Raw genomic sequence first — 19472 nt, forward strand, 5'->3', positions numbered from 1 at the left:
CCTAAACATGACCGATGAAAGGCAAACGGCGACGGATCTCTGGTCAGATGCTGGCTTTATAGAATCTTGATTTTGTTTTGGAAAAAGAGTGATTACTCTCCTGACTGTATGATCAGGAGAGGTTATAAGGGGCGCTGGTTGCCAACTTGTATGAGTTGGTTCCCCGCAGCCTTGAGCAGCCGATTCATGACGGCTGCTCCCAGCCCTTCGCGTGAGCAGGCTTCAGCCACAATATATGTGGCGCCTTGCTCATCGCAGCTGCGCAGCGCGGCGTATAGCCGGCGCGCTGCTTCTTCCAGCTCGCTGGCATCGCCCAGCGAGAACACGGCATCGGCGCGGTACTGCTCCGCGTGCTCGGCGAACGCCAGCACAGCGGTGCGCTCTCCGCGCTGCGCCGCCTCTGCGAGGGCGGCGCTGATCCAGGCCGCCACCGCTGCGGGCGGCCCCTCCACCACGCACAGCGCCCCTGCGGGTGCGTAGTGCGTGTACTTCATGCCCGGCGAGCGTGGCGCCGGGCTGCCCACGCCATCGGCCCCCTCCGCGAGTAGCGCGGGGTCCGTGGCGACACGGGCGGCAACGGCGGACAGTTGTTCCGCCGTAATGCCGCCAGGGCGCAGGATGGTGACGGTACCGTCGTCACCGACCTGCACAACCGTGGACTCGACGCCCACCCCGGTGGGGCCGCCGTCCACAATGCCGCCGATGCGGCCATCCAGATCCTCTCGTACATGACACGCGAGTGTCGGGCTTGGCCGCCCGGAGCGGTTGGCGCTTGGCGCAGCTACAGGGCATGCCGCCGCCGCGATTAACTGCAAGGCCACCGGGTGGTCCGGCATGCGCACGGCCACCGTGTCCAGACCGGCGGTGACACGCGGGGACACCGCACCCGGCCTAACCGGCAGCACCAGCGTCAGTGGTCCCGGCCAGAAGGCCGCCATCAGCGCTTCCGCCGTTTCATTCACTTCCGTGACCAGCGCATCCAACTGGTCACGGTGCGCGATATGCACAATCAGTGGATTGTCGGAAGGTCGGCCTTTGGCGACAAATACAGCCTCCACGGCTGCTGTGCTACGCGCATCAGCACCCAAGCCATAGACCGTCTCGGTCGGAAAGGCCACCGTCTGACCTTGACGAATGCAGGCTGCGGCAGCCTGCAAGTCGGCGAGCGCCTGTTGATCGGCGCTCCCCTTTTTCACATCCAACATTTCAATATTACCCATTCCGTGATCATTTTCAGCGCTCACCAAGACGCGTACATCCCACATCTCGGTGACCAGCTCTCCCGGAGCTTTCATATCACGTTCTTCTCTACCATCCCTCATATCAGAGGTGTGTTGCAATGGTTCGTTTTCTCTGCTCATATATCATCATTCCTAAACTTCAAGTAGGTTAGTTCATATCCATATTCAATATAAGAGGTTGTTCAAAAAGTACGCTTTTGATTACGATAGATGCCTAGCGGCATCATCAACGTCGAATATGAAATTCAGCCGAAATAAGCGGGAGGCTTACGAAGTATGTTTCCGAAGGAAACATTTTGGTTACTCACGTAGTTTGCCTACGCTCCGCCACTCCATTTCTAGCTTCATTCCATCTTCTTGGTACTGAAAACCAGACTTTTTGAACACGCACTATAAGTAATTATAACATACCTGTCCCAACTCGGATGCCCTTCAAACTTCGCCCGGAAATTCACCACTAATTCATATCAAAAGGGCAGCTCCCATAATCGAAGTCGCCCTTTATCATAGTATAAACTGGTTGTTATGCGAATAATCCAGTTACCCAACTCCACAGTTTCACAGCCATATCCCACAGAAAGAATCTTGCTTCCGGTGTGTCTCCCTGCACAGATGCTTCTGCATCTCTTGGTTCAGCCGCTGCGGCTGATACGGTTGAAGGTTTCGCCAGTGCATCCCCGGTCCCTGCATCAATGAAGCACAACGGCGGGAACAACACACACCACCAGTTCTGACCTTTGCCTTCGCCCAGCGTGATCCGAACCGCTTCATAATCTCCGGCAGGATAGACGGTACCCCCATACAGCTTGGTCGGGAACGGAACGGAACCCAGCTCCACCTGATACTCATAATTTAAACCGCGACTGGCCAACTCTTCTCCTACTCTATTCTCAATCTCGGACAAATGCTCACGAATAACCTTGCGCGCTTCATCCAGACTTTGCGGATTCTCCAGTTCGGCTACCCACTCGCCCATCTGAGCAACGACAGCATCCCGAATCTCGCGTTTCACCAATTGATCTCCCGGTGCATCCGAGTTTGCTAGAATACGCAAGCGAATCGATTGTTCTGGAATTGCTGTGGCCGCCACAGCTGCATCCGTTTTCTGACCTTCCCACATCATGATAATCATCATAAGACATACAATAATAAGTCCAATTTGCTTTACAATTCGTCTGCTCATTCCGTTCTCCCCCTCGGCTCTCTGATCACGCTACCTGCAACTCTCTCATGTCTATCAGTATGCCCGGTAGAGACGGAAGTAAACCTAGCATTTGCAATAAATCTACTAAATCGTTTCTATGATTTACACTTTCTCACCCATCATGTTAAAAAGGCTGATCCGCACCTGGTTACAGGGCAAATCAACCTCTTCATTCCTATAAACGATCACGTTATACGTCTCACCGCTTTACTTTTAACCTACACCGACTCAACAGTTACACAGCACTTTTCTCTTTCTTGAGCATATTCCATAAACGTTCCGACAACCGAGGTTGCTGCTCTCCCATCAGAAGTTCATCCTCCTCTTCTTGCCCGTACAACTTAATGCTCATGACTACACCGATGCAAGCCATATTAATAAGCAAAGAGGTGCCGCCGTAACTGATGAACGGTAACGTAATACCTGTGAGTGGCATCAGTCCAAGGAACGCCCCTACGTTCTCAAACACCTGATACAACAACATTCCGATAATACCTACAATGATGACAGGTCCCGCGCGATCTCTGCATGCCAGAGCAATCAGCACCATACGGTGGATCAGGATAAAGTACAACAGAATCAGTACGGATGCACCAACAAACCCAAACTCCTCTGCGATCACAACAAAAATGGAATCAGAATACGTATAGGGGACTCGTCCACTCTGAACGGATGTTCCTTGCAAATAACCTTTGCCGATGATGCCCCCAGAACCGATGGCTAAACCTGCATTTTTCGTATGCCAGGAAGCCTTTGAGGTAGCCTTTTCCGGTACAAGCCAGGGATCAATCCGCTCCGCCCAATGCTCACGTTTTATCTTTTCAAGAAAAGTGAAAACTTCACCATGGTAGAAGGTATAGGCTTTGACAAAACCAAAGAACGCCACTCCCACAATCGCCAGTGCAATCAATGCGTGCTTCAGCCTCATATTTCCGATCCAGAATACCGCAGCCAAAATCACCACATACCCCAGCGCATTCCCCAAATCATTCTGAGCCATAACAAGGGCAAACGGAATAAACGCCCAACAGCCAATCGGCACAATATCTCTCCAAAATTTCAGCGTGCCTCGTTGTCTCTTCACGATCAAATGGGCGAGAAACAGAATCAGAATCATCTTGAACAGCTCTGCCGGTTGAAAAGAAAAGTTCTCGCCCAGCTTCAGCCAACCGTTGGCGTTATTGATTGAACTTCCCAGGACATTGGCCAGGATCAGTAATATGATCCCCAAGCCATACAAATAAAACGCATATTTCACGTATAACTTGTAATTCACAAGCCCGATCACAAGCACCGCAATGAACCCGGCCACATAGAAATACATCGTTTTGACATGATGATTCGCCAGGTTGGCATCTGTCTGCGTTCCGCTATAAATCGCAAATACACTAATAATCATGAGCAACAGCATTACAAAAAGAATCACACCGTCTATCTTTTTCAACATTCTCAACATGACTCTGTCCATCCCCCTGAAATCTAGCATTCTATGATTTCCAATTGAACTCAATATTACCATTGTATATAATTGGATAATAAAATGGAAATCAGGGTCGTTTCAGGTTAAAAAACGAACTATTCAACGGCCTGAATTACGCCGTAAAAACAATAAAAACCCCAAAACATCCACCCAATGTAACTTGGGTTGGTCTGTTCCAGGGTTCTATAGTTATCTAGCTTATATACATAAATCTGACGTGCTATTTCACGGTTTGACTCAGAAACGTTATTGCTCCTGCTGGGATGGCTTGCGTCTTAGCAATTTCCTCACCAGATCCGTAATACTCGGTTGTTCCGCAGAGCCAAGAATATCCTCATTCTCTTCCGTGTGGACCTTAATACTCATCACAAGACCCATGCTGATCATGTTGATCATAATGGAGGTACCACCCGAACTGATAAACGGCAGCGTAATTCCTGTCAACGGCATCAGACCAATGAATGGACCAATATTAACAAAGATCTGGTAAAGCAGCATCGCTATGATCCCAACAATGAGATAAGGCCCCGCGCGATCCTTACACTCCAGTGCAATCAGCACCAGCCTGTGAATCAGGATAAAGTACAGGAGAAGCAGTACCGAGGCACCGATGAAACCAAATTCTTCCCCAATCTGCACAAAGATGGAGTCAGCATAGGCCAGCGGCACCCGATTCGACTGAATCGTTGTGCCTTCCATATAACCTTTGCCTGTAATCCCACCAGAACCAATCGCAAGCTTTGCATTATACGTCTGCCAGAGTACATCTCTTGAGGTCAGCTCTGGTACAAGCCAAGGGTCAAAACGATCCGCCCAGTGCGAACGTCCAATGTCATTCAGAAATTTAACAATCTCATCATGGTAATGAATATACGCCTGTGTACCACCGATAAAAGCAGCCACTGCGATCATAAAGCCAATGAGGGCATGCGTAAATTTAATGTTACCAATCCAAAGTAGGCCCACAAGAATGACTATATAGCTTAACGCATTTCCCAAGTCATTTTGAAGCAATACGAGTAGTAACGGCGGCAGAACACAGAGTGTAATCGGGATAACGTCACGTCCAAAATAGAGCGGACGGTTCTTCTTTCGGGCCAAAAAGGCCGATAAAAACACAATCAGGCATAACTTGAACAATTCAGCAGGCTGCAAACTGACCCCGAAGATGGACAACCAACCTTTTGCACCATAATACTCCTTACCAAAGAACATAACGAATATGAGCAGGAGCATCCCCACGCCATAGATATATAAATAATTTTTGATTATGAATTTATAGTTGATCATCGACATCCCAAAAAAGACTACGAAGCCCAAAATATAAAAGATCACTGCGCTTTTCGGGAGTCCCTCCAGCTTTGGACGACCAAACGTTGTACTGTAAATCGATAAAATACTGATACCCATCAGAATAACGAGTATAAAGACAATAGAATAGTCTATCTTTTTAAATTTGTGCAGCATGTAATTATGTTCCCCCAAGCATTCAGAAATCTTCGGTATATCTCATTGTAGAGGATTTCACGGCAAAAAGAAAACCCGCAGAACCTTACATTTTCGTCACCTGTTCCGAAGTACGAACACCCAGGACATGCCGCTCGATTCCGGCAAGGTCCGGTACAATGATAATTTCCGGCCAATGTCCCGCCGTTTCAAGCAAAGCTGCAATGTCGCGAGCCTGCCCTTGGCCCAGCTCAAAACCAATGATCTGCGGCGGCGCAGGCAACAGCGCCAACTGCTCCAGCATGATACGGTACGGTGCAAGCCCGTCCGGACCGCCGTCCAATGCCATGCGCGGCTCATGATCGCGCACCTCTTGCTGTAACCCGGCGATATCAGCCGCCGGGATGTATGGCGGGTTGGACACAAGGATGTCCACCCGTGCCCCGGCGAACGGGGCCAGGAGATCGCCTTCACGGAAGTCGATCTGTACCCCGTTCGCGGCCGCGTTCCGCGCGGCCACTTGCAGGGCAGCCGCCGAGAGATCCCCGGCGCCAACCTGCCAGCGCGGGCGCAGTGAAGCCATCGTCACCGCGATGGCGCCACTGCCCGTGCCGATATCGACGGCGAGCGGAGCGCCGTCGGGAAACACGCGGTCGGCTTCGCGCAGCACAGCCTCGACCAACAGCTCGGTCTCCGGCCGTGGAATCAGCACGGCCGGCGTGACCTCGAACGGCAGCCCATAGAATTCCTGGCTGCCGATAATGTATTGCGCCGGCTCACCCGCAGCCTTGCGCGTGACGGCGTCCTCCCAGCGGCTGCGATGCTCGCTGGGAAAAGGCTCCGGCTGCATCATGTAATACGAGGCGCCATAAACGCCGAGTACATGTTCCAACAGCAGCCGGGCATTGTTTTGCGGCTCGTACACGCCGCACTTCTCCAAAAAAGAGGAAGCCTCCACGAAGGCTTCCCGACAGCTCTGTTCCGGCGTCATGACAAACTGCGCGCGGGTCACAGATTATTCTCCTCTATCCATCAACTCGGTCTGCTGAGCAATCGTCAGTGCAGACAAGATATCTTCAATCTCCCCGTTCATGATCTGATCCAGCTTGTGCATCGTCAGGCCGATACGGTGATCCGTCACACGGCTTTGCGGGAAGTTGTACGTACGAATACGCTCACTGCGGTCGCCCGTTCCCACTTTGCTCTTCCGCTCGACAGAGATCTTTGCTTCCTCTTCCATACGTTTCATATCGAAGATACGTGTACGCAGAACCTGCAACGCTTTTTCCTTGTTGGAGTTCTGTGATTTTCCATCCTGACATGTCGCCACGATTCCCGTTGGAACGTGCGTTACCCGTACTGCGGATTTCGTGGTATTAACCGATTGTCCACCTGCACCACTGGAACAGAACGTATCAACACGGATGTCTTTATCATGAATTTCGATATCAAAATCTTCGGCTTCAGGCATAACCGCAACCGTTGAAGTTGACGTATGAATACGTCCGCCTGACTCAGTTGTTGGAATACGCTGCACACGGTGTGCGCCGCTTTCGTATTTCATTTTGCTATAAGCGCCGCGTCCGTTGATCAGGAAAACAACCTCTTTGAACCCACCGAGATCATTTGTGTTAACATCCATCAGCTCTACACGCCAGCCTTGTGCATCTGCATAACGTGTGTACATCCGATACAGATCTGCTGCAAACAACGCTGCCTCATCTCCACCAGCTGCTCCGCGAATCTCAACAATAACGTTTTTGTCGTCATTCGGATCTTTTGGCAGCATGAGTACACGAATCAATTCGTCCAGTTCCTTCTGGCGAGTGCTCAGTTCGTCAATTTCCATTTTGACCATTTCGCGCATCTCATCATCCAGTTTCTCACCCTGCATTTCCTTTGCAGCTTCGAGATCCTGACTTACCTGTTTGTATTCATTGTACGCTTCATAAGTTGGTTGCAGATCGGATTGTTCTTTGGAGTATTCCCGCAACTTTTTGTTGTCACTTGCCACATCCGGGTCACACAAAAGTTCGCTCAACTTGTCATAACGGTCGGCTAACGCCTGTAATTTATCCAACATGTATAGTCACCTCACACATTATTTTGTCCATGCAAATATCGTTTTTAATAATTATTTCGGTTTCATTATTCATAACATCTATAATCTATATTCCACAACGCACAGGATTCACACCGAATCCCCTGACCGCAGCATGTATTCACATTCCTGTATGATCGACGTATAACATCGCTACAACGTCATCAAATCCTTTACTTTTAAAGTGAAATCAAGAAATCGCGTACCCTGTATGAAACTCGCTTAAGCTCATCTGTTCAAGCGCGAATTTTAACGTGGTATACGACTCTTAATTATAGCATATTCTTATGGTTCTGAATAGTAACTGTTCCGCATGCGGATGAACTAATTTTTATAATTCAATTTTCTCAACTTTCACTCGTTGTCATTCCGCTGATGGATTCGCCTACCGAGAATGTTTGTAACAAATAGATCATTCAAGTTTATTTCTGATGTTGTAAAATATATACAAGGGCTCTATAATTCATAGTTTTGATATTTTAGTTTAGGAGGGAATGGATGCTATGAACTTAACACCAGCTGTTTTTCCAACAGAAAAATTAAAGATTGCTTTGGCACAATGTTCTTCGATCGACGGAAATATTGAAGAGAACGTTAATAGGGCTTATGAGATGATTGAAGAAGCTGGAAAAGAGCACGCCGATATTATCATGTTTCCAGAAAAATATCTGACGGGATATGTGCCAGAAATCGTAGAATCCAATGTAACTGAATATACACTCTCCATTAATGATGCGAGGATTGATAAGTTGCGTCAAGCATGCAAAAAGTACGGCATTTGGTCAATCATCGGAACCCCTGTAATAAGAGGCGAGGATGTGTTCATCTCTTCAGTTATAATAGATTCCAATGGACATGAAGTGGGTGTTTATGACAAGTCTCATTTATTTCAAACGGAGAAAGAAATGTTCTCAACCAATAATGAGCAGGTCATCATTAAATTAAAGGGCTGGAATATTGGGATGGCCATCTGTTATGACGCAGGTTTCCCTGAACATTCTCGTCTTTTAGCACAAAATGGCTGTCATTTATATATGGGTAGCTCTCTTTTTAGTAAAGGAATGGGGTACAAAGAGTCACGAGTATGGTTTCCTGCCCGCGCTCTGGATAATACGATATTTACAGCGATGTGTAATCACGTTGGAACAACCGGAGTCTGGGATACGTGTGGACATAGCGGTGTATGGAACCCTCTAGGTGATAATATAATTGATGCCTCGCAAGACAACGTTGAGTTGCTCATAGCTGAATTAGACCCCGATCTTCTTAATCAAGCTAGAAATGGCGAAAGAATGCTTGCGGATTCGTTTGATATAAATAAAGAACACTATTCTTTCAAGACTATTGTTGGTAACTAAGCAAACCTCGTATGAATTGAGCGTACATAAGTACATTACGATTGAGGTGGCCCCTTACATCGATACTAAAAACCCTACAATCTTCACAAGAAGATCGTAGGGTTTTGGTTATTGAATCTAAATATAAACGAGTAACAACTTATACGTTGAAACGGAAGTGCATAACGTCGCCGTCATTTACAACGTACTCTTTACCTTCAAGACGAAGTTGTCCGCGCTCTTTGGCACCGTTCATGGAACCCGCTGCAACCAGATCGTCGTAGGAAACCACTTCTGCACGGATGAATCCACGTTCGAAGTCGGTGTGAATGACACCCGCTGCGCCAGGCGCTTTGGTACCTTTGCGGATTGTCCACGCACGAACTTCCTGTACACCTGCTGTGAAGTATGTGTACAGACCGAGCAATTTGTAAGCCGCTTTGATCAACAGGTTCAGACCGGAATCCTCGATACCGAGTTCTTCCAGGAACATTTGTTTATCTTCGCCTTCCAGCTCAGAAATCTCTTCTTCAACCTTCGCACTGATCGGCACCACTTCTGCGTTCTCAGCAGCTGCGAATTCTCTTACTTTTTGCACGTAAGCATTGTTCGCCACGTCGCCGATTTCGTCCTCAGCTACATTGGCTGCGTACAGAACAGGCTTCAAGGTAAGCAAGTGCAGATCGCGCACGATCAGAAGCTCATCATCCGTAAGTTCCATGCTGCGTGCCGGCTTGTCATCGTACAGAACAGCCTTCACTCTCTCCAATACTTCTACTTCTTGAGAGGCAGTCTTGTTGCCGCCCTTCATGTTTTTCTTGGAGCGATCGATTTTCTTCTCAACACTCTCGATATCGGCCAGGATCAGCTCCAGATTGATCGTCTGGATGTCGCTCACCGGGTCAATTTTACCGTCGACGTGTGTGATGTTCTCATCTACAAAGCAACGTACCACGTGTACAATTGCATCTACTTCACGAATGTGAGCAAGGAACTTGTTACCAAGACCTTCGCCTTTGCTCGCACCGCGAACAAGACCAGCGATATCTACAAACTCAAACGCCGTTGGTACTGTTTTCTTAGGTACAACGAGTTCTGTCAGTTTGTCCAGACGCTCATCCGGTACTTCAACAATCCCCACGTTAGGGTCAATTGTACAGAACGGATAGTTTGCCGATTCGGCACCTGCTTGTGTAATTGCGTTAAACAATGTAGATTTACCAACGTTAGGCAAACCCACGATTCCAGCTTTCAAAGCCATGTATATGACAACTCCTCATTGATTACTTGTTCGGTATGGATAATCCTATACATTATATATGACAAACCTCAAGGCATCAAGGAACTTCGCCAATTCGACCAGAGTCCCATACGCTTCCCGAAATCCCCGGTTACTGCGGATAATTCGTTTTGCGCAGATCTTAAGTTTTGCCTAGAATATCCGCTATTAGGTTTACCCTTTTATTTCCTTGTACATGGTTAGATCCGTTACCTCATATCCCATCTTGCGATATAGGCTGCTCGCCCGCACATTATGTCCAAAGACATGCAAACCAATGCGATCCACGCCAAGACTCAAGGCCGTCTGTTCAAGCGCCTGCATTGTCTCTGTTCCGTATCCCTTACCACGGTGCACTTCTTCAACCACGATATCCAGCAAAAAAGCATCTTTTCCACGACGATTATCCGTGATATTAAACCAGATATACCCTACATTTCCGTCCACAGGATGCACCAGATTGTAGAGATATGCTCCGGGTGTGTTCAAGCCTTCTGGCAGATAACGTTCATAAGATTCCTCCGCCAGTCGCTGCGCCTCTTCCTCAGCCCAGGTACCCGCTTCTACTTTTTCCTGTGCAAAATCCTTAATCGATCGAATGCAAAAACTCGAATAATCTTCCTGATTCATTGGAGAAAGTTCCATGTTGTTTACCTCCTTATTTCGAGTGATCTTAATTATGTATCATCTCTGTGCAGTCCTTTTTGCACTACTAGTATCTTATTGTATCCTGTTCTTCCGCTTAGCGCATAAAGTTATTCTGACGATTCGGTTTTCAATTTTCATATTTATCCATTTTAATCAAAACTTTTGATCTCATCCCATCGTTTATACCTCATAGGAAAGGAGTGGATCTTATTGAACACACGTCGCCGATTCTCCAAAAAGAAAATGATTATCTTATCCGCTATCATACTCGGAATCGCCATAGTCGCTTTTATGAGCTTTCTGAATGCAATGGATCCCTTTCGCCACTTAAGAATCACGATCCACAATCAGTCCGACTATGACCTCACCCATATTCAGGCCAGCCTGGTTCAAGGCGACAACTCGTTTAACAACAACGAGAGTGGCTCCACCTACATATTCGACAAGGATATTCCCAGCGGAGCAAACGTGAAATTCGCCCCGCAACTGAAACGTTCCGGGGAGGGGGTCGTCTCCTTGGCGTTCACGGACAGTCGCGGAAAAACCTATAACAAAACGGTTTGCGGTTATACGGAATACTTGTCCGGCAATTCCTACGTCACTGTAACCAATGAGAATGTCACCGTGAAAGAAGAATGTATGTAAAAGGTAGATCAGTCAATCATCAAATAAACATGCAATCTCCCTTTAGGAAGATTGCATGTTAGGGTCCTATTTTATTTCAACATCGTTTATCACCGTTAAAAGTTAGTAAAAAGAACTTTACGGGCCTTTTACTTCTTGCTATGCAATAGGTTATAGATTATCATTGCAGCCTCCTGTCGGGTTAGCTGCTTTTTAGGCATAAACTTCCGATCGGGGTATCCTTTCATAACAGATTCTTGAGTTACAAGACTGATACTATTTCTAGCCCAATTGGAGATCATTTGGTTGTCATCGTAAAGTGTGAATGATGATAATACATAACCTTGTTTTTTCATTACGTTCTCAATCATACTTGATGCTTCTTCTCTCGTAACGTCCACATTCGGTCTAAGCGAACCATCACTGAATCCTTTAAGTATACCTTGTTGTAATGCAGGAGTTATCTCCGAATAGTACCAAGAGTTAGATTGAACATCGTTGAATTCATTAATATAAGGAACCACAGAATTATATCCAAGGGCTCGTTTTAAGAAGATTGCAAATTCGGCTCTCGTCACTTTTTGATGTCCACCAAACGAACCATCGGAATAGCCTTTGACAATTCCCTTCTGTGCCAAGTAGATAATAGCCTCCTTCGCATAACTCTTTTCTATATCTCTAAAAGTAACACTTGCTGGATTTTTCACTTCTCCATTTGAACCCACAACTTGAGTATCAATTGTAATGCTGTCGTTTTTCCCCGTAACCGCACTAGGGAAAGGGATATTATTAACATTATGGTAAGGAGGAATAGGATAATTATATCCATATACCGTTGCACCACTTCCATCTGCTGGAGTTGTTACAGCAACCGTCTGCTTGCCAATGACCTCTTCTGATCCATCAGGTCTGACACGAACAGCGATGACATTATACTCATAATATTTATTTCGTTCGACGCCCACTTCACTAAACTGCAACTTACCGTTCACAGCAGTCACCATACCCTCATCACGTGTTTCTCCAGTGGCAGTATTCAAATACGTCTTACGATAAACACCGTTTCCTAGAGGTTCGTACTTCGTTTGTGGATTACGTTCAACGTAATGAACTGCTCCTTCAATAGGTTGATATTCAAAGGCAATCGTTGCGTTCGAGGCATTCATTGGAGCCACATTCATTGGTTGAGGTATGCCCGCCGTCTGCACTTCGATTGTACTAGATTCAACCTTTCCGTATTTGTTACTCGCTACAACCCGATAGGTATATGTTCTTCCTGGCTGGAGCGTGTACGCTATCATCGTATTTGAATGACCTGACCATACTTTACTCACTTGATCCTGGTAAATCTCATAATGGGTTGCTCCCTCCACCAGATTCCATTGTAGGTCCACTCTATTATCGTACACTCGATTGACTCTTATGTTAATTTGGCCTTTCGGTGCCTCGTCCTCAGTCAATTTAGGAATTTTCACACTTTTAACTGCAGCTGAACCTTCGTTGTCTCCGTCCCTGCCAAACACTTTATAGATGTATGTGGTGTCAGGTGTTACATTTACATCCTCGTATAAAGTTGACTTGGTTACCGCCAAAGGCTGATCATTACGGGTGATCACATACTCTACTGCATGGTCTACCTTGCTCCACGTAAGTCTAACTTTGGTGGAATCCAGCGCTTCAGCTCGGAAATCTGGTGGATATGTAATAAAATTTCTAATTCCGATTGTAAATTTCGCTTCTTCACTGTAAACATCGCCTTTGCGAGCTACTAATGTATACTTAGTGATCGAATTAAAATTCACACCTTCATGCACATATTCTAAAAGCGGACCCTCATATAGAATTTCAGAACCACTCTTGAGAATATATTGTTCAGCACCTTCCACTGCATGCCACTGCAACCGAATCGCATTATTACCCACAGCACTCGACTGGGAGTATCTAGGACTATCTAGTTTCGTGATCACAGGTTCCCCATCAGCTAGCGTCGGAATAACGTAAGGATCTTCAGGAGTCCCCTGTCCTTTAAATTCCACATTATTTTTTAAGAAGGCTTTATATTTGAAGTTTTGTACCGCGCTGCCTGCTGCAACAGAGTTTATATGATTATTTGGGAATGCATCAGATCCAGTGGCTATCTCCGTAAAAACAGGCCCCTTATTACCATGTTTTGCATTTTCATATGTATTAGGATTAGCCAAAGCCAGACTGGATATCATCTGATTCGGACGATTAGGATCATTTAGAACAACCCCTGTATATTTCTCTAAATCCTCCTTGGTAACGATCCCTACAGGAGATGAATAGCCATGAACGTACTCCCCTGTATCAAACGCATTGACATTCCACCATAGCGTGTTAAAAGGAGACTGCTTGTCTTCTTTAATTTTATTTAGTTCATAGCCCACACTATCTGCGAACTTGGAATACAGGTCTACTCTCCATCTAGCACTATCACCTTGTGTATCAATGTATTTAGAAACGGTATTCTGAGAGATTAAGGTTTGATTATCCACGAGGTACCATTTACCGTATTGCTTAAGATCAACGACTGATCCAAACCCCGCCTTGGAAACTCCTAAAGTATAAGCATCCTTTGCAGGAGGCGTAATAATAAACTCGACTGAGTCTTGAGTGGAGTCTGTAGAATTCGTCCAAGCTAACTTGATCACATTTTTCTCACCTTGTTTCAAACCATTAATGAGAGCACTTGAGCTGGATTGGCTGTTCAGATCAGTATTTTTCACGTCATTGACGTACACCTCAGCCAGTACATTGGCATCTTGCTTGTAAAACAGACTGATCGCATTGCCATTCACAAGCCCCCAGTTTACATAAGCGAAGCCACCATTAACAATCTCTAATTCACCTGAAATTTTCCCCGTAAAATCAATTCTACCCGTATCATCGTAGATTGGCGCAGGTCCCTTCAATCTAACGAAGAGTAACTCTTGTTCTCCGTATTTTTCCCCGTCATAAGCGAGAACTCCGATCCTATATGTTTCATCTGGTGCAACTCTTGTTATTGTGTACGTTCTTATATTTTTATCCATAGCAACTTCTCGATTGACAGTAACAGCATATTTAGTTGCTCCGGGAACTTCATCCCAAGACACCGTTATGGAGTTTTCCGTTGTCGTTACCGTTACGTTAGGTTTCGGCAAATATGACGTAGTAATAGTGTCACTTATTGTTTCAATTGATGCAGACGTATTAGTCGTGTTGGTATTATACGAGTCTATAAAGTTATCACTCGACTTGGAAGACTCCGTAGTTATTTTATCTGTACGAGGCTCATAATTTGCATGAGCTACTTCTGTCCCTGCTCCTGAAATCAGTAGATTAACCAACAATAAATTAATAACTAGCATGAAAATTAATACGTTCTTGAACTTCATGTATGTATCACCTCTTAGAAATTGTGTTTAATGCCTCATATGTATGATCTTAAAAAACCTGCATTATTACTTTGGATATCTAAAACTTAAATATATACTTATAATTTCAAAATTTTAACTTCTAGTCTTGAATCAATCCATCCTTTCCTTAATTTCAAGTGAGTCTTCGTGCCTATAAAATTATTAAAAACCATTCCTTAAGACTCATCAATCATAAAGTGTAATGTATTAACAAACAATAAAAAATTTTACTTTGAATTAAATCTTCATCTTGTTATACATTACAAAAAAGCATGCCGTTGATTATCGACATGCTAAAAGTAATACACCAATATTAATCAATTGACTTGTCGCAGTCTACAGTTGAAGTGCCAAGTTCGGTCCATGAACCGTTCCACGTTTCCCTCACATTCTAACGAACCCGAGAGACACTATTCAGCATTTTTCCTGCGTTTTGAAAATCTAACGAACTATAGACTCGTTATTTACTCTTTCTTTGGCGTCATCCGCTGCAAATCGCAGTTTTCTAACCCATTAGCGTGTGTGAGATTCGTTAGATTCCCAACTAACGCCTATATTGCCAAATAAGGTGTTGCAGGTTCGTTAGCGGAAGTTGCTCCATCGGGCCCAGCGCATGCTCTCACAAGTCAAAACTGTTCAGCAAGACTTCACCTCTGGTTTTATCTAACGCCGTTCCACCAGACGTGATGTCTGCTTCAGATCCTCAATCCGACCTGCACCAATGCCAAACATGACAGTACGAAGTTCAAACTCAACCTGTTCCAGCCGCTCATTCAGCGCATCATCGGAAGCTACTGCGGATTCGAGCAGAGATCGACCGAAACCAGCGAGATCTGCACCGAGCGCGAGGGCTTTGGCCGCATCCACGCCAGTGTACAGTCCACCGCTGCCAATCAGGGAACCAGTAGGATTCAGCGCTCGTACTTCCTGAATACATTCCGCTGTCGGAATACCCCAGTCGGCAAAAGCTTCAGCTGCGGCTCGGCGTACCGGGTTATTGTTGCGGTACTTCTCCACCTGTACCCAGCTTGTACCTCCAGCCCCGGCCACATCGATAAACGCGACACCTGCTTCATATAGGCGTTGAGCCGTCACACCATCGATGCCAAAACCTACTTCTTTCACACCAACAGGTACGTCTAGCTCACGACACAAGTTTTCAATCCGTTGAAATAATCCACTGAAGTTGGTGTTACCTTCCGGCTGGAAAACTTCCTGCAAGGTGTTCAGGTGAAGCACGAGCATGTCCGCACCCGCAATATCTACAGCACGCTGGAAATCAGCCGTGGTGAACCCATAGTTCAGCTGCACCGCGCCCAGGTTGGCAATGACCGGGATGTCCGGTGCCCAGCGCCGCACATCGAAGGTACTTGCCAGTTCCGGCTGCTCCACGGCAGCCCGGATTGAACCTACGCCGAGCGCCCAGCCTCTGGCGTTTGCTACTCGAGCGAGGCGCTCATTGATGGCGCCCGTTGTTTTGCTTCCACCCGTCATCGAACTGATGAGCAAGGGTGTACGTACTTTTTTACCAATAAACGAAGTCTCCAGATGCACCTCTTCAAAATCCAGTTCCGGCAGTGGGTGATGACGAAACGCAAACCGCTCCATACCGCTGGTTACCCCTTCTCCTGCCACATTCTCCTCAAGACAGAGGCGCACGTGCTCTAGCTTCCGTTCTCCCGTAGCCACTTCGGGAAGCAGCCGTTCGCCGGCTCGCTCTTGTTCATTCATGATGAGACCTCCTATGTGAGAATCGTGCGGATCGACAGGATAACCTGCCCGTTCCTTACTTCTATGTATATACGTCTTTTGCAAAAGACAAAAACATTAATCCTATAAGCATTACAGCTCAGCAGTTTAACTCTATCCAGTATAACGTTCCAAACCGGCTATTGAAAGGATGCCCCGACACCAAATGTCTCACTTAAATCCCGGAGCACCACTATCTCATACCTACTCAACAGCACGGATCATCCGTAGCAGCTTCAAAGTTAATTAGCAGAGACGATACACACGCACATGGATCAACAAAACACATTTTCACTCCATCATCTGCACAACAAACTTATCTCAAGATTTCCGATGCCAATTGCTCACCAACAAGCTGTCCGGACAACGTCACTATCGGGGTTCCGCCGCCTGGATGTGTCGTTCCGCCGACGTACCAGAGTCCTTGTACATCTTTGCTTCGGTTGCCTGGTCGCATAAAGGTCTGCTTCACCGAGTTGGACGAGATGCCGTAGATCGACCCTTGATGCGCCAAGGTATCCCGTTCAATATCTCGCGGTGTGTACCGGATCAGCACATCAGATTCATTCAACCCGGTGATTCCCCGTCCTGCCAACTGTTCCAGCACAAACGCTCCATAACGTTCCGTCTGTTGCTCCCAATTCCATGAATCCGACAAGTAGGGAGCATTGACCAGAATGAACAGGTTACTGGCTCCCGCCGGAGCCATGCCCGCTTCCGAATAACCGGAATAACAGATGTAGATCGTCGGATCTTCGGGCATTTTACGGTCACGGAAAATATGGTCGAACTCCGGTTCATACCGTTCCGGGAAAAAAACCGTATGATGCAGCAGTGCATCATATTGCCTTCGCACACCTGCCAGCGTCACAAATCCCGAGATGGATGGTTCATATTTCTGTATGCGCGCATTGTTCATCTCTTTCCGATGTTCCGGTGCGAGCAGCAGTCGATTCACGCTAAGCACATCTCCATTGGCAACGACCTGATCGGCTTCCCGAAAGCCTTGATCCGTGTCTACACCTGCCACTTTACCATTCCGAACAACAATCTGCCGGACCTCTGTGCCGGTAATGATCTGTACACCTTTTTCCCGAGCCAGCCGGGTCATTCCTTCGATCAGTTGATAGGTTCCACCTTTGACCCCGTAGATGCCGACTTCTGCTTCCACATGCCCCATCATGGCAAAGATCGAAGGCGATTGATACGGCGATGATCCCACATAGGTCGCGTACCGTCCGAACATAGCCAGCGTATGCGGATGTCGGAAATACGAGCGCAGCAACTTATCCAGCTTCACCGTTGGCCGCACGCGGAGCAGGCTGCGCAGCATTTGGAGATTGTATTTGTCAAAAGGAGACAGCAGCAACTTACCCAGAAAATGACGATTGGCTTCCGCATACAGTGCAGCAGACTCATCCATAAATGCATCATAACGAGCCGCATCCTCCGGACTGTACGCTGCGATCTGCTCCTTCATCCACCCGCGATTGCCTGACAAATCTACCACTGTGCCATCTGCAAATACATTACGCGTGCGCGGCTCTAGCTCATATAACTGTACGTAATCTTCCATTGCTACACCCGCATGGTCGAAGACTGAACGAAAGGTCGATGGCATCGTGATTGTGCTCGGTCCCCGGTCAAAATGATACCCGTCCCGCACAAAATGCTGTAGCTTGCCACCTACGTGTTGCTGCCGTTCCAGAATGGTCACCTGCACATCTTGTGAAGCCAGTCGTATTGCACACGACAGACCTCCAAATCCTGCACCGATTATAATGACGTTACCTCTCAACTGTACCGCCTACCTTTCCATACATACCCCTTGCCGGAGCGGCCTGCCTGCCAGGAAGCGAATCCGATGGCAATGACACAGGCCATGCTGACCGGTTGCAGAAGGGCAAGCCACCAGGGTTGTCCGCCAGCATGATCCGCTACTCTTTTCACAGCCATACCTAATAATGTTCCTAACAATCCATACAGAATGGACATCGAACTGCCCATAAGGAGTCCAAAAATCAAGCCTAGCGGGGGCACAATATACATCAGTGTATACATTAACATCGTGCCAAGCAGGAGCACGTCTTTGCGCCCCATACCTTCGTACATGTTTTTCTTATATCCGTTCCATACTTCTGCACCGTTCTGATACATGCGGGTATTCGTTACGTCATGCACGTCGGTCAGCATCACCGGATGACCTGCACGCTTGACTGCTTTGGCGAGACTCATATCATCCACCAGATGTGCCTGAATGGCAGCATGACCACCGGAAGCCTCGTAACTGGAGCGATGAATCAGCAAAAAAGCCCCCGTAGCGGCCACAAACATCGGACTGGATGATCTGCGTATCATGAAAATGGGCAGATGACTGATGATGGTGAAGACCATCATGGGCACAACAAGCTTTTCCATCCACGTCTTTGTTACCTGATAAGGAAAACCGGTTATAAGCCCCCCGCTCTGCTCACACCCTGCCGCAAGCGTCTGCCGAATGGCACTTGGCTCCAGACGCACATCCGCATCCACGAACATATACCATTCTCCCTTGGCCTCCTGAACCAGCCTGTGACACGCATGGGATTTCCCCATCCAGCCTTCGGGAAGATCAACGCCATGCAGCAAACGCACACGTGCATCCCGATCCGCAATCGCTTGTACCATGGCCGCTGTCTCATCTTCGGAGCGATCATCCAGCACCATTACTTCCATCCGGAATCCCGTTGTATCGCTCGCGAGCACACTTTCCAGACATCCTTCGATATGTAGTCTTTCATTTCTGGCTGGAATCAGCACCGAGACCAGCAGGTCTGGTGGTTGTATCTTGTCTGTTCGGAATGAACGTACTTTGGGCAGACAGGAGACATTCCATAGAGCGAACAGCAACTGTACGCCCAATATGCAGGTAAGCACAATCCAGAAGATTTCAGATGCATTCATG

14 protein-coding genes are annotated in these 19472 nt (G+C 47.1%); 2 read left to right on the top strand and 12 right to left on the bottom strand.

All coding sequences use genetic code 11. From position 1 onward, the window contains the following. Window positions 1-122: 122 nt before the first annotated feature. The 6 genes from C170_RS18105 to prfA all read right to left on the bottom strand — a co-directional run bounded on the left by C170_RS18105 (window position 123) and on the right by prfA (window position 7454). A complete protein-coding gene (locus tag C170_RS18105) occupies window positions 123-1295 on the bottom strand; it encodes an L-threonylcarbamoyladenylate synthase (RefSeq protein WP_442789464.1) in 1173 nt (390 codons plus the stop codon). A gap of 469 nt (window positions 1296-1764) precedes the next feature. Then, entirely contained in the window at window positions 1765-2424 is a 660-nt protein-coding gene (gene spoIIR, locus C170_RS18110) for a stage II sporulation protein R (protein ID WP_036612581.1), read from the bottom strand. Window positions 2425-2680: 256 nt separating this feature from the next. Continuing rightward, window positions 2681-3901 (bottom strand): FtsW/RodA/SpoVE family cell cycle protein, encoded by a 1221-nt coding sequence (locus C170_RS18115; protein WP_036612584.1) that lies wholly within the window; start codon window positions 3899-3901, stop codon window positions 2681-2683. Window positions 3902-4171: 270 nt separating this feature from the next. After that, window positions 4172-5392 (bottom strand): FtsW/RodA/SpoVE family cell cycle protein, encoded by a 1221-nt coding sequence (locus C170_RS18120; protein ID WP_036612586.1) that lies wholly within the window; start codon window positions 5390-5392, stop codon window positions 4172-4174. A gap of 85 nt (window positions 5393-5477) precedes the next feature. Next, the gene (gene prmC, locus C170_RS18125) at window positions 5478-6362 is read right to left on the bottom strand and encodes a peptide chain release factor N(5)-glutamine methyltransferase (RefSeq protein ID WP_081745989.1); all 885 of its coding nucleotides are present in this window, start codon (window positions 6360-6362) and stop codon (window positions 5478-5480) included. 24 nt (window positions 6363-6386) lie between these two features. Then, entirely contained in the window at window positions 6387-7454 is a 1068-nt protein-coding gene (gene prfA, locus C170_RS18130; protein ID WP_017691918.1) for a peptide chain release factor 1, read from the bottom strand. Between the two features lie 521 nt (window positions 7455-7975). On the opposite strand from prfA, the gene C170_RS18135 reads away from it, so the two are divergent. After that, the gene (locus C170_RS18135) at window positions 7976-8830 is read left to right on the top strand and encodes a carbon-nitrogen hydrolase family protein (protein WP_051447271.1); all 855 of its coding nucleotides are present in this window, start codon (window positions 7976-7978) and stop codon (window positions 8828-8830) included. 139 nt (window positions 8831-8969) lie between these two features. On the opposite strand, the gene ychF is transcribed toward C170_RS18135, so the two are convergent. After that, complete coding sequence (gene ychF / locus C170_RS18140; RefSeq protein WP_017691917.1) at window positions 8970-10070, bottom strand: redox-regulated ATPase YchF; 1101 nt, start codon at window positions 10068-10070, stop codon at window positions 8970-8972. Between the two features lie 192 nt (window positions 10071-10262). Beyond that, window positions 10263-10733: a GNAT family N-acetyltransferase gene (locus tag C170_RS18145; protein WP_036612595.1), complete on the bottom strand. Its 471-nt coding sequence runs from the start codon at window positions 10731-10733 to the stop codon at window positions 10263-10265. Between the two features lie 213 nt (window positions 10734-10946). Between C170_RS18145 and C170_RS18150 the strand changes: the two genes are divergently transcribed. Further along, window positions 10947-11381, top strand: a complete 435-nt coding sequence (locus tag C170_RS18150; RefSeq protein WP_036612598.1) for a hypothetical protein — start codon at window positions 10947-10949, stop codon at window positions 11379-11381. A gap of 128 nt (window positions 11382-11509) precedes the next feature. Here the strand turns inward: C170_RS18150 and C170_RS18155 are convergent, their stop codons facing one another. From C170_RS18155 to C170_RS18170, 4 genes are all read right to left on the bottom strand, one after another. Further along, entirely contained in the window at window positions 11510-14758 is a 3249-nt protein-coding gene (locus tag C170_RS18155; protein WP_036612601.1) for an S-layer homology domain-containing protein, read from the bottom strand. 684 nt (window positions 14759-15442) lie between these two features. Next, window positions 15443-16510, bottom strand: a complete 1068-nt coding sequence (gene fni, locus C170_RS18160; RefSeq protein ID WP_036612604.1) for a type 2 isopentenyl-diphosphate Delta-isomerase — start codon at window positions 16508-16510, stop codon at window positions 15443-15445. A gap of 334 nt (window positions 16511-16844) precedes the next feature. After that, on the bottom strand, window positions 16845-18326 hold the full coding sequence (locus tag C170_RS18165) for a phytoene desaturase family protein (RefSeq protein ID WP_036612606.1): 1482 nt from the start codon (window positions 18324-18326) through the stop codon (window positions 16845-16847). Next, a complete protein-coding gene (locus C170_RS18170; RefSeq protein WP_036612608.1) occupies window positions 18323-19471 on the bottom strand; it encodes a glycosyltransferase in 1149 nt (382 codons plus the stop codon). The genes C170_RS18165 and C170_RS18170 overlap by 4 nt, the downstream gene beginning before the upstream one ends. Window position 19472: the final 1 nt, after the last annotated feature.

It is taken from the genome of Paenibacillus sp. FSL H7-689 (genome assembly GCF_000517905.1).
GTDB lineage: Bacteria > Bacillota > Bacilli > Paenibacillales > Paenibacillaceae > Paenibacillus > Paenibacillus amylolyticus.